The following is an 11,748-nucleotide window of genomic DNA, read 5'->3' on the forward strand; positions in this document are numbered from 1 at the left end:
AGCCATGGTGTGACTAATATGGAAAGTAGGGAATTCTGCCATCTCAGCGGGTTTGGTGGCGAGCTTGAGATACGAGAGTCTAGGCTCGGCCGATTTGGCGGTCAGTGATTCCGCCGTTTTTGGGCTATTCTCCGCGTCATCTTTATGTTGGTAGCTATCATGGAATCAGTTGATGCGGTTGTCATTGGGGCGGGGGTGGTCGGATTGGCTTGTGCAAGGGCACTAGCATTACGGGGATATGAGACAGTTATTCTCGAAAGGCATGAAACCTTCGGTACCGAAACGAGTGCTCGCAACAGTGAAGTGATCCATGCTGGGCTGTACTATCCGAAAGATTCGCTCAAAGCCACTTTATGTGTTCAGGGCAATAGACGGCTTTATGATTTCTGTGAAGACCATGGTGTTTCTCATCGTCGCTGTGGCAAGTTGATCGTTGCAACGAGTGATGAGCAAGTTGGTAAGTTGGAGGCACTTTATGCTCAGGGACTTGCCAATGGTGTCACTGGTCTTGAAATGCTTAGTTCGCTACAAGCCAGCATGCGGGAACCCGAGCTTCAGTGTAAAGCGGCTTTATTGTCAGCAGAGACCGGGATTGTGGATAGCCACGGATTGATGTTGGCAATCCTTGGTGATGCCGAGCGCAGTGGTGCCGTGCTCGCTCGCCGGAGTGCGGTTGTCTCAGGGGACGTTTCTGCAAAGAGTATTCGATTGGATGTCGACACTCCAGATGGCAAATCGTCTTTGCAGACACATTTCGTGGTCAATGCAGCAGGCCTGTCTGCCCAAAGGGTAGCAGCATCAGTATTAGGCTTTCCCCAAGATCGTATTCCGCCTACTCATTGGGCTAAAGGAAACTACTATGCTCACGGAGCAAAAATACCCTTTTCGCATCTTATTTATCCAGTCCCGGAGCCCGGAGGGCTGGGGGTTCATTTGACTTTGGATCTTGGGGGACAAGGTCGTTTTGGCCCGGATGTCGAATGGGTTTCTCAATTGGACTACAGTGTGGCGCCGTCTAGGGCAGATCATTTTTACATTGAAGTGCGCCGTTATTGGCCCAGATTACAAGATGGCGCCTTGGTTCCAGCTTTCTGCGGGATTCGTCCTAAGATTACAGGCCCCGGTGAAGCTGCTGCCGATTTCCTTATTCAGGGGCCAGAATGTCATGGGGTTTCGGGACTCATCAATCTGTTTGGCATCGAGTCACCGGGGCTGACATCTAGCCTAGCCATTGCAGATTATGTGGTTGACTTACTAAGCTAGCTTTCAGCTAGCTGTGTAGATATTTTGATATCAGCTATCAAGGCATTTCTGGATACGTTTCGTCGGAAGTAGATAGGGTTTGGGGGACGGTGTAACGCGGATTGAGGGGGGGCAGCCTGTATGTGACGACGGGCTCGATTCCGTCAGCACATGGTCTGACGGAACCGGGCCCGGGAGCGGCCAAAGCAGTCCCGGATTTCAGGACTGTCCCAGGTGATGCCGAGGAATTCCACGGCGAGGGCGTTGAGCCTGGTTAGCCGGTTCTTGGGGGAAGGGGGAATGTCCAGGGCTCGGCTCAGGCTTTCGGCGAGATTGACCACCGCCTGCAATGGACTGGCGACGGGGCCATCGTCGTGATGCAGCCGAATGGCGACGGCAAAGTCCTCGGGAAGTTGCCAGTGCCGGGCCAGTGCTTCGCCAATGATCGTGTGGTCCACGCCAAAGGTTTCCCGTTCCCGGTCCGTGAGGCGACCGTCACTGGCGGATGCCAGGTACACCTCGTGAAAGAGGGCCGAGTCCATGATGTGGAAACAAAGCTGGCCGACGTCGTGCAGGATGCCGGCGACGTAGGCCTTTTCCGGGGAGACGCCGCACAGCATGGCCAGCTCCTGAGCGACGATGGCGACGGCGCGGGAGTGGCTGAGGAGGAAGGTGGCGCCTTTTTCTCCGGCGGTGAATTTGTTCATGGCGGCGGCCACCACGACGCGCCGCAATTGATCGATGCCGATCAGCGAGGCGGCAATGAACAGATCGTGGATGTCCGCCTGGGCATTGATGCGGCGTATGCGATTGGCCGTGGCCAGGATGCCGGAGGAAATGACCGGGTCGTTGCGAGCCAGCCGGGTCAGGGTTTCGATGGAGGTTTCATCGTCCTGGAGCTGGTCCAGCAGCGCGGTGACGATCTGCGGGAAGGGGGGCAGGATCTTGGCCAGCTGGGCCACGTTGTCCGCCAGGGTGTCGGCGTTCAGCATAGGCTGGGACCATCCTCGAGCAGCGCCGCCAGCAAGGGGCGGCAGTGTTCGTCCGGTGCGGGACCGAAAATCTCTCCCAGGCGCGCCGCGTGGCGGCTGGCGAGGTCGGCGAGAGTAGTGGCGTCGGGCGGGGTGTCCAGGCGCACGGCGACGCATTCGACCCCCTTGCTGATGATCTGGTCAATGGTCCCCGCCGTGATGGTGCTGCCCACGGCCAAGTGGATGGTCGCCTTCATGCCGGCACTGGCAAACAGGGGCCTGGCGACCACCATGCCCGGCTTCAGTTCGGCCGTGGAAAGCCAGCAATAGTCGCGGGGCACCCGTTGCGCCGTCGCGGCGGATGGGTCGGTCTGCATCACGTTCCTCCTTGTTGCCGAAGCCGGCAACTTTGTTTTTTTAGCTTTCCGAGAATACTCCTTTGGTAATACCCTATCAAACCTGGGAATAGTGGGGGTTTAGGGTGCCTGATCCGCGAGCAGCGGAGATGATCCCCTGCTGGTCCCTGCCCGAGACCCGGATCACCCCGGCCATCTTCGCGGCATTATGCAGGCCCTGCCCGTATAATTCGCCATCGACCTTTTCCCCACCGCTTATGCAGGTATTTGCCCTCGGTCTCAACCATGTTACTGCCCCCCTCGCCGTGCGCGAGCAGGTGGCGTTCGACGTGGTCGGCTTGCCCAAGGCCCTGCACGATCTGTTGCGGCGGGAAGCGGTGCGGGAGGCGGCCATCCTGTCCACCTGCAACCGTACTGAACTTTACTGCGCTTCCGACCGGTCCGACGCCATCCTGCCGGTGAAAAACTGGCTGGCGGAATACCACGCCCTGCCTGGCGACCACATCCACCCCCACCTCTACGCCCACCCCCAGCGGGATGCCGTGCGCCACATGTTCCGCGTGGCCAGCGGTCTGGACTCCATGGTGTTGGGGGAACCCCAGATCCTGGGCCAGATGAAGCAGGCCGCCCGCACGGCGGAAGAGGCGGGTAGCCTCGGTTCCTTCCTCGGTCGGCTGTTCCAGCGCACCTTCGAGGTGGCCAAGGAGGTGCGTTCCACTACCGCCATCGGCGCCAACACGGTGTCCATGGCCGCCGCTGCCGTGCATTTGTCGGGTCGCATCTTCGACAGCATTGCCAAGCAGAAGGTGTTGTTCATCGGCGCCGGCGAGATGATCGAACTCTGTGCCGCCCATTTCGCCGCCGAGCAGCCCCAGCGCATGACCATCGCCAACCGTACGCCGGAACGGGCCCAGGCCCTGGCCGGGCGCATTCGCGCCGACGTGATGCGGCTGGATGAGTTGGCCGACCGCCTGGCCGACTACGACATCGTGGTGTCCTGTACCGGCAGCCCCCTGCCCATGGTGGGCAAGGGCATGGTGGAACGGGCGCTCAAGCAACGCCGCCACCGGCCCATGGTGATGGTGGACCTGGCCGTGCCCCGGGACATCGAGGCCGAAGTGGGACGTCTCGATGACGTGTTCCTCTACACCATGGACGACCTGGGGCAGATCGTCGAGGCCGGGTTGGAAAGCCGCCAGGCAGCCGTGGTGGAGGCCGAGGCCATCATCGACCAGCAGGTGAACAGCTTCCTGCACTGGGTGGATTCCCGCGAGGTGGTGCCGGTGATCCGCGCCCTGCGCGACAAAGCCGAGCAGGTGCGCCACCACGAACTGGAACACGCCCTCAAGACCCTGCACCGGGGCGACGATCCGGCCAAGGTGCTGGAAGCTCTCTCCCGTGGCATCACCAACAAGCTGATGCATCCGCCCACCCAGGCCCTGAACCAGGCCGAAGGGGAAGACCGCGCCAAGGTGGCCGGTCTGCTGGCGGACATTTACCACCTCCACACGCCCAACGATTCCCACCAGTAGTGCATCAAGCGAGTACTGCCCCGTGAGGGCGGCGCTCGCTTTTTGCGCGTGAACCATTACGTCCGCTATTCACCCCGCCAGCCCATGAAAGACACCATCCGCGACAAGCTCCAGCACCTGACGGAGCGCAAGGAAGAGATCGAAGCCCTGATGGCCAGCGAGGAGGCCACCAAGGACATGGACGCCTATCGCCGCATCAATAAGGAAGCGGCGGAAATCGAACCCGTGGTGGCCCTCTACGCCGCCTACCGCAAGGCGGAGGCCGATCTGGCCGGGGGCGAGGAAATGTTGTCCGACCCGGACATGAAGGAGCTGGCGGCGGAGGAAATCGAGCAGGCCAAGGCCACCATCGCCCGCTTGGAAGACGAGCTGCAAATCGCCCTGTTGCCCCGGGACCCCAACGACGAGAAGAATCTGTTTCTGGAAATCCGTGCCGGGACCGGCGGTGATGAATCCGCCTTGTTTGCCGGCGACCTCTTCCGCATGTACACCCGCTACGCCGAAGGCCAGGGCTGGAAGGTGGAAGTGGTGTCCCGCAACGAGTCGGACCTGGGGGGCTATCGGGAAATCATCTGCCGCATCGTCGGCCAGGGGGCCTACTCCAAGCTCAAGTTCGAGTCCGGCGGCCACCGGGTGCAGCGCGTCCCGGCCACGGAATCTCAAGGCCGCATCCACACCTCGGCCTGTACCGTGGCGGTGATGCCCGAGGCGGACGAGCTGGAGGACGTGCAGATCAACCCGGCGGATCTACGCATCGACACCTTCCGCGCTTCCGGCGCCGGTGGTCAGCACATCAACAAGACTGATTCCGCCGTGCGCATCACCCACATTCCCACCGGCATTGTGGTGGAGTGCCAGGACGACCGCTCCCAGCACCGCAACAAAGCCCAGGCCATGAGCGTGCTGGCGGCCCGCATCAACGACGCCCAGCAGCGGGAGCAGGCCCAGAAGATCGCCTCCACCCGCAAGAGCCTGATCGGCAGCGGCGACCGCAGCGAGCGCATCCGCACCTACAACTTTCCCCAGGGCCGCATGACCGACCACCGCATCAACCTGACCCTGTACAAGCTGGACGCCATCATGCAGGGCGAGCTGACGGAACTGGTGAATGCCCTGACCGCCGAGCACCAGGCGGAACTCCTGGCCGCCATGGCGGCGGAAGGCCAGGGGTAAATCGGTGGGCAGCATTCACGCCGCCCTGCAAACCGCGCGGCAGGTCATTCCCCTGAGCGAAGCCCGGCTGCTGCTGGGCACCCTGCTGGAAAAGAATCTGGCTTGGCTGGAGGCCCATCGGGACGACGAGTTGCAAGATGCACTGGCCGAACGCTTTGCCCACTGGGTGGCGCGCCGGGAGGCGGGCGAGCCGGTGGCCTATCTGCTGGGCTGTCGGGAGTTTTATGGCCGCGACTTTGCCGTCAGCCCTGCGGTGTTGATCCCTCGTCACGAAACCGAATTACTGGTGGAACTGGCCCTGGCCAAACTGCCTGCGTCGGGGAACCCTGCCTTGCTCGACCTGGGCACCGGCAGCGGCTGTATTGCCATCACACTGGCTCTGGAAATGCCCCATGTGGCGGTAACGGCGGTGGATGCCTCGTCCGAGGCGCTGGCTGTGGCCAGCCAGAACGCCAAGGCCCTGGGGGCGACGGTGGATTTCCTTCTAGGGAGCTGGTTTGCGCCCGTGGCGGGGCGCCGGTTCGATGTGATCGTCTCCAACCCCCCCTACATCAAGGCCGACGATCCCCATCTGGCGCAGGGCGACGTGCGTTTCGAGCCGCCCAGCGCCCTGGCAAGCGGCGCCGATGGCCTGGATGATATTCGCGTCATCATCACCGCCGCCCCAGCCCATCTCACGCCCGGCGGCTGGCTGTTGTTCGAACACGGTTATGACCAGGCCGAGGCCATGGTGGCGGTATTGCAGCAGGGTGGCTTCAGCGGGATTGAGCAGCACCGCGATCTGGCCGGCATTGTGCGTGTGACCCTGGGGCAGTGGCCCGGGCTGTAAGGAAGTCCTGGACGGACCTTGCTGGCCTTACGTGACCTTGCGTAATTCGGTCGGCGCGACGCTGATGATGACCGGCTTGCTCATCAGTTCGATGAGCACCATGACGCGGCGTTCCCCGTCGGCCATTTGATAAATGCCCTCGACCCCGGCAAAGGCGCCTTGGGTCAGGCAAACCCGCTGTCCCGTGGCAAACAGGCGCTCCGGCTTGCCCTGCAAGGTGGCTTCCTGGGCTTGGAGAAAAGCAATGAGGTTGTCCGGCACCTTGGCGGGCTTGCTGCCAAAACTCACCAAGCGGCTGACGCCCTTCGTGGAGCGGATCGGTGTCCAACTTTTGTCGTCGCTTTCCATGCCCAACTGGATGAACAGATAACGCGGGAAAAGCGGCTCCTCGTTCAGGGCAAGCGCCCCCTGGCGCAGCTTTTCCGATGGCAGGACAGGGAGATAGCACGGATAGCCCTGTTGCTTCAGGTTTTGCAGCGCCACTTTTTCCTGTCTGGGTTTGGTATGGATCAGATACCAGTGCACGACGCTCTCCGGGCCAATTGGACTCTTTTGATTATACGTTCCACTCGGCCAGTACGGTTTTTTGATGGGTGATTTGAGTCACAAGCGGGGACGTCATGATGCGCATTGACCATTTCCCCCCGGCTCCGTAAAATAAGCCCGATTATTTTTGTCGGGTATTGAAAAGGATTTCGTCATGGATGCCGTACAGCAAAAGATTCAGGATTTGGTCAGCCAGAACCCCGTGGTGCTCTTCATGAAGGGCAACGCCCAGTTTCCCCAGTGCGGTTTTTCCGGCCGCGTGGTGCAAATCCTCAAGGCCTGTGGCCTGAACAAGTTTGTCACCGTGGATGTGCTGGCGGACGAAACCATCCGTCAGGGCATCAAGGACTTCTCCAACTGGCCCACCATCCCCCAGCTTTACATCAACGGCGAGTTCATCGGCGGGGCCGACATTGCCACCGAGATGTACCAGGCCGGCGAACTACAGCCCCTGCTGGAGCCCATCGCCAAGGCCCAGTGATTTCCCCTGAAGCCTTTCTAGGCCAGGCTTCCGTCACAGGAGCCTGGCTTTTGTTTTTGTGAGTCCGCCATGCCCGTTTCCCTGCGTCGTTATCTTCCCCTGCTGGCCTTGGCCGTGCTGTCCCTGACCTGGGGCTATACCTGGGTCGTGGCGAAGCAAGCCTTGGCCTATGCGCCCCCCTTCGCCTTTGCCGCCGAGCGCTGCGTGGGCGGGGCGCTGTCCTTGCTGGTGGTGCTCAAGCTCTTGGGCCGTCCCCTGCGCCTGGTGGCGCCCTGGCAGACCCTGGCCATCGGCCTCAGCCAGGTGTCGGGTTTCATGATCTTTCAGACTTGGGCCCTGGTGGAGGGCGGGCCGGGCAAGACGGCGGTGCTGATCTTCACCATGCCGATCTGGACCCTGCTCATGGCCTGGCCCATCCTCGGCGAGCGCGTGCGCGGCAGCCAGTGGCTGGCAGCCATCAGCACCTTGACCGGCCTGTTGTTGATCATCGAACCCTGGGACATGCACGCCAGCCTGTTCAGCAAATTCCTCGGTGTCATGGCGGCCCTGTGCTGGGCCATTGGCACCATCCTGGTCAAACGCCTGCGCTCCCGCCAGCCGGTGGACCTGCTGGTGCTGACCACCTGGCAGATGATCTTCGGCGCGGCCCCCCTGGTGCTGTTGGCGGCCGTCATTCCTGAGCGGGCGACGGCATGGAGCATCCATTACCTGGGCATTCTGACCTTCATGTCCGTGATCAGCACGGCCTTGTGTTGGTGGCTGTGGATCTACATCCTCGACCGGGTGCCGGCCTGGGAGGCCAGTCTGTCGGTGCTGGGCACGCCGGTGGTGGCCATCCTGTCCTCCCGCCTGTTGCTGGCGGAGGACTTCAAGGCGCTGGAAATCGCTGGCATTCTGCTGATCGGCGGTGGCTTGGCGCTGTTGTCCCTGATCGGTTGGGCTGCCAGCCTGCGCCGTGCGCCATGAAGGCGGCTTGAGCGGACCCAAACGACAAGGGCTGCCATGGCAGCCCTTGTGCGTTAACTCGCTTTGGGTTTGGTCAGGCCTCCGAGCAGGGCTGCCACCGGCCGCAGCGGGCGGCGCGGCGGCGGTGCGCCTTTTTCATTGGCCGGCTGGCCGTCGGCGCTGGGCTTGGGCTCGTAGGGTTTGCTGAAGTCGAAACCGTCCGCCGCCACCTTGGGCAGCTTGGGCACGTGGGCGGCGCCGGCAGGCAGGCGGGTGGATTCCCGGGGGCCGTGGGAACGACGCTCCTCGCGCTCGCGCAGGTGACCGTGACGGGGTGCCCGATCCTCGCGGATGGGGGCGGCATCCGGGCCGTAGCCGGGCACCACTTCCTGGGCGATCTTGAACTTGATCAGCTTTTCGATATCGTCGAGGCGGCCCTTTTCCTCAGGGGCCACGAGGGAGATGGCGTTGCCCTTCTTACCGGCACGGCCGGTGCGGCCGATGCGGTGCACGTAGTCCTCGGCGGTGTGGGGCAGCTCGTAGTTGATCACATGGGGCAGGTCGTCGATGTCGAGGCCGCGGGCGGCCACGTCGGTGGCCACCAGCACCTGCACCGAGCCGGCCTTGAAGGCATCCAGGGCCTGGGTGCGCTGTTGCTGGCTCTTGTCGCCGTGGATGGCGTCGGCCTTGATGCCCTGGCGGTCGAGCCAGGTGGCCAGACGGCTGGTGCCGAACTTGGTGCCGGTGAACACCAGCACCTGCTTGAGGTCGTGTTCCTTCAGCAGATGCAGCAACAGGTGGCGCTTGTTGTCGGCGGAAACCGGATGGACCCGGTGGGTGATGGTGTCGTTCACCTGGTTGCGGCGGGCCACCTCGATCAGCTTGGGCGCCTTGAGCATGGAGTCCGCCAGCTTCTTGATCTCGTTGGAGAAGGTGGCGGAGAACAGCAGGCTTTGGCGGTTGGCCGGCAGCAGGGAGAGGATGCGCTTGATGTCGGGGATGAAGCCCATGTCCAGCATGCGGTCGGCTTCGTCCAGCACCAGTACTTCCACCTGGCTGAAATTGACGGTCTTCTGCTCCACGTGGTCCAGCAGGCGGCCGGGAGTGGCCACTACGATCTCGCGGCCCTCGCGCAGTTCGGCGGTCTGGGGCTTCATGTCCACACCGCCGTAGATGCAGACGGAGCGCAGGGGCACGTACTTGCTGTAGGTCTTGACGTTCTCGTACACCTGCATGGCCAGTTCCCGGGTGGGCGCCAGGATCAGGGCCCGTACCGGATGCTTGGCCGGTGAGGGGGAACTGGTGGCGTGGCGGGACAGACGTTGCAGCAGGGGCAGGGTGAAGCCGGCGGTCTTGCCGGTGCCGGTCTGGGCGCCGCCCATGACGTCATGGCCTTGCAGGACGATGGGAATGGCCTGGGCCTGGATCGGCGTCGGATGGGTGTAGCCGGCGTCGGCCACGGCCCGGAGCAGTTCGGCGCTGAGGCCGAGGTCGCTGAACTTGGGTGGCGCCTTGGCCGGTTCCGCCGCAGCGGGGGCTGCATGGGCCGTGGGGGCGGACCCTGGGTTGTCGAGGGTGTCGGGGGTATCGCTGGGTGTAGACATCAAAGCTCCTGAATCGGCCCGCTTGCCATGGGGGCAAGGTCCGGTTCAGGCGGAAACCACAAAGGGGGTTAAAGCGGCGCGCATCGGACGGGGTCCGGGCCGAAGAGAACGCGCCAACCGGCAGGGCGCGACATGGGGACATTGTACCCGAATGCCCCGATGTCGCAGGGCGGCATGGGCCGCGGGGCCGGATGACTGTGCGGCTTAGAATGCACCCCTTCCTTGCTCTTCACGAACACCCCGGACACCATGGACATCGTCACCCTCGGCAATAGCGACCTGCGGGTCTCCTCCCTCTGTCTCGGCACCATGACCTTCGGCCAGCAAAACAGCGAGGCCGAGGCCCATGCCCAGTTGAGCTATGCCTTGGCGCGGGGCATCAATTTCATCGATGCGGCGGAAATGTATCCGGTCCCCAGCCGGGCCGAGACCACCGGCCGCACCGAGCAATACGTCGGCACCTGGCTCAAGGGTCAGCAGCGGGACAAGCTGGTGATCGCCACCAAGGCTACCGGCCCGGCCCGCAGCCAGCCCTGGATTCGCGGCGGCGAGCTGAATTTCAGCCGGGACAACCTGCAACGGGCCCTCGACGGCTCCCTGGCCCGATTGCAGACCGATTACGTCGATCTCTACCAATTGCATTGGCCGGACCGCAACGTGCCCATGTTCGGCGGCTATCACTTCGACCCCGCCCAGGAGCGGGACAGCGTGCCCCTGCGGGAGACCCTGGAAACCCTGGCCGGCTTCATCAAGGCCGGCAAGGTGCGCCACTGGGGGCCTTCCAACGAGACGCCGTGGGGCCTGATGACCTATCTGCGCCTGGCGGACGAACTGGGCCTGCCCCGACCGGTCACGGTGCAGAACGCCTACAACCTGCTCAATCGCACCTGGGAAAACGGCCTGGCCGAGATCGGCTACCGGGAAAAGGTGAGCCTGCTGGCCTATTCGCCCCTGGGCTTCGGCCTGCTTAGCGGCAAGTACCTCGCGGATCCCGCCGCGCCGGGGCGGGCCAACCTGTTTCCGGGTTTCGCCGGCCGCTACGCCAAGCCCAACGTGACTCCGGCGGTGGCCGCCTACGTGGACCTGGCCCGCCGCCACGGCCTGACCCCTACCCAACTGGCCCTGGCCTTCGTCCATCGCCGCTGGTGCGTGGGCAGCACCATCATCGGCGCCACCAACCCGGACCAGCTCAAGGAAAACATCGATGCCGCCGCCATCACCCTGGCGCCGGAGGTATTGGCGGCGGTGGAACAAATCCACCTCGCTCATCCCAATCCGGCGCCCTGAGGGCGGCTGGGGCGTCAGGCATGGGGGATCCCGCCATGGAAGTACCTTCCTCATGGCAGGCGGGTGGGGCAGCAATATCGGTGGGAGATGCCATGCCGACCGGATCAAGCGTCCTGGCTTGCTGGCGGGTACTCAGGGGTTAGGGGTAACTCGGCTGCGGCCGAGGCGAACTAGGCGTAGGTCGGCAGGTGCAGGCGGGCCGAAATCTTGCCGCCGGTCTTGGGCTTGATGTCCACCGGCGTATCCACCTTGGTTTCCGGTTTCTTGGGGTCCGGCTTGGCGCCGTTGGTCCCCGGTTTTTCGCCGGGTGCGGGCGGCGCGTCTTCCTTGGCGGCGGGATTCTCGCCGTTTTCTCCTTCGACGGCGGCCGGCATGGACTGGGGTTCCGGTTCGGCGCCGGGCGGCACCACCGCCAGATTGTTTTCCCGCATGTAGGCGTCCATTTCCTTCCAGCCGTCGAAAATGGAAGCCTTGGTGATGTATTTGTTCTTTTTGTCCTTGGCGGCCCGGGTGAAACAGTCCTCCAAGGCACGGCCGGCGTGGCGGCAGGCGCTGCCGATGGCCTTGCCTTCCGCCTCCTGACGGCTCAGGGTCTTCGCCGGGGTTTCAATGCCCAATTGGTCGCAGCCGGCCAGCAAGGGCAGGGCGATCATTCCGGCAAGGAAGAGGCGGAAAACGGGTGGCAAGGGCGGCGTCCGGTAAGGGGTTAACAGGATTTTACGGCAGCCGGGCGCGCTTCTTTAGCCCCTGGGGACTTGTCCGTGGCATGACTGCGGCTTTGT

The 11,748-nt window shown here is 63.2% G+C and carries 12 protein-coding genes; 7 read left to right on the forward strand and 5 right to left on the reverse strand.

Translation table 11 applies throughout. The features are described from left to right. The first annotated feature begins 159 nt into the window (after positions 1 to 159). Positions 160 to 1,263 carry an NAD(P)/FAD-dependent oxidoreductase gene (locus ACYQ2U_RS03175; RefSeq protein ID WP_459948882.1) on the forward strand — a complete coding sequence of 368 codons (1,104 nt, stop codon included), beginning with the start codon at positions 160 to 162 and terminating at the stop codon, positions 1,261 to 1,263. 143 nt (positions 1,264 to 1,406) lie between these two features. Here the strand turns inward: ACYQ2U_RS03175 and ACYQ2U_RS03180 are convergent, their stop codons facing one another. Together ACYQ2U_RS03180 and ACYQ2U_RS03185 are read right to left on the reverse strand one after the other, a co-directional pair. Next, positions 1,407 to 2,234, reverse strand: coding sequence for an HDOD domain-containing protein (locus ACYQ2U_RS03180; protein WP_459948883.1), 828 nt, complete (start codon positions 2,232 to 2,234; stop codon positions 1,407 to 1,409). Beyond that, on the reverse strand, positions 2,228 to 2,590 hold the full coding sequence (locus ACYQ2U_RS03185) for a hypothetical protein (RefSeq protein ID WP_459948884.1): 363 nt from the start codon (positions 2,588 to 2,590) through the stop codon (positions 2,228 to 2,230). The genes ACYQ2U_RS03180 and ACYQ2U_RS03185 overlap by 7 nt, the downstream gene beginning before the upstream one ends. Before the next feature lie 236 nt (positions 2,591 to 2,826). Here ACYQ2U_RS03185 and hemA point away from each other — a divergent pair, with 236 nt between their 5' ends. The 3 genes from hemA (at position 2,827) to prmC (ending at position 6,103) form a co-directional block, all read left to right on the forward strand. Continuing rightward, complete coding sequence (hemA, locus tag ACYQ2U_RS03190; RefSeq protein WP_459948885.1) at positions 2,827 to 4,101, forward strand: glutamyl-tRNA reductase; 1,275 nt, start codon at positions 2,827 to 2,829, stop codon at positions 4,099 to 4,101. 84 nt (positions 4,102 to 4,185) lie between these two features. Continuing rightward, on the forward strand, positions 4,186 to 5,274 hold the full coding sequence (prfA, locus tag ACYQ2U_RS03195) for a peptide chain release factor 1 (protein ID WP_459949235.1): 1,089 nt from the start codon (positions 4,186 to 4,188) through the stop codon (positions 5,272 to 5,274). A gap of 4 nt (positions 5,275 to 5,278) precedes the next feature. Beyond that, entirely contained in the window at positions 5,279 to 6,103 is an 825-nt protein-coding gene (gene prmC, locus ACYQ2U_RS03200; protein WP_459948886.1) for a peptide chain release factor N(5)-glutamine methyltransferase, read from the forward strand. Positions 6,104 to 6,130: 27 nt separating this feature from the next. Here prmC and rfaH read toward each other — a convergent pair whose 3' ends face one another. Further along, positions 6,131 to 6,628, reverse strand: a complete 498-nt coding sequence (gene rfaH, locus ACYQ2U_RS03205; RefSeq protein ID WP_459948887.1) for a transcription/translation regulatory transformer protein RfaH — start codon at positions 6,626 to 6,628, stop codon at positions 6,131 to 6,133. Between the two features lie 175 nt (positions 6,629 to 6,803). Between rfaH and grxD the strand changes: the two genes are divergently transcribed. Together grxD and ACYQ2U_RS03215 are read left to right on the forward strand one after the other, a co-directional pair. Beyond that, positions 6,804 to 7,130, forward strand: coding sequence for a Grx4 family monothiol glutaredoxin (gene grxD / locus ACYQ2U_RS03210; protein WP_459948888.1), 327 nt, complete (start codon positions 6,804 to 6,806; stop codon positions 7,128 to 7,130). Positions 7,131 to 7,199: 69 nt separating this feature from the next. After that, positions 7,200 to 8,096 (forward strand): DMT family transporter, encoded by an 897-nt coding sequence (locus tag ACYQ2U_RS03215; protein ID WP_459948889.1) that lies wholly within the window; start codon positions 7,200 to 7,202, stop codon positions 8,094 to 8,096. Between the two features lie 53 nt (positions 8,097 to 8,149). Here ACYQ2U_RS03215 and ACYQ2U_RS03220 read toward each other — a convergent pair whose 3' ends face one another. Then, complete coding sequence (locus ACYQ2U_RS03220; RefSeq protein ID WP_459948890.1) at positions 8,150 to 9,679, reverse strand: DEAD/DEAH box helicase; 1,530 nt, start codon at positions 9,677 to 9,679, stop codon at positions 8,150 to 8,152. 249 nt (positions 9,680 to 9,928) lie between these two features. Here ACYQ2U_RS03220 and ACYQ2U_RS03225 point away from each other — a divergent pair, with 249 nt between their 5' ends. Then, on the forward strand, positions 9,929 to 10,966 hold the full coding sequence (locus ACYQ2U_RS03225) for an aldo/keto reductase (RefSeq protein WP_459949236.1): 1,038 nt from the start codon (positions 9,929 to 9,931) through the stop codon (positions 10,964 to 10,966). Positions 10,967 to 11,136: 170 nt separating this feature from the next. Here ACYQ2U_RS03225 and ACYQ2U_RS03230 read toward each other — a convergent pair whose 3' ends face one another. After that, complete coding sequence (locus ACYQ2U_RS03230; RefSeq protein WP_459948891.1) at positions 11,137 to 11,652, reverse strand: hypothetical protein; 516 nt, start codon at positions 11,650 to 11,652, stop codon at positions 11,137 to 11,139. Between the last annotated feature and the right edge of the window lie 96 nt (positions 11,653 to 11,748).

The organism is Denitratisoma sp. agr-D3 (genome assembly GCF_054658675.1).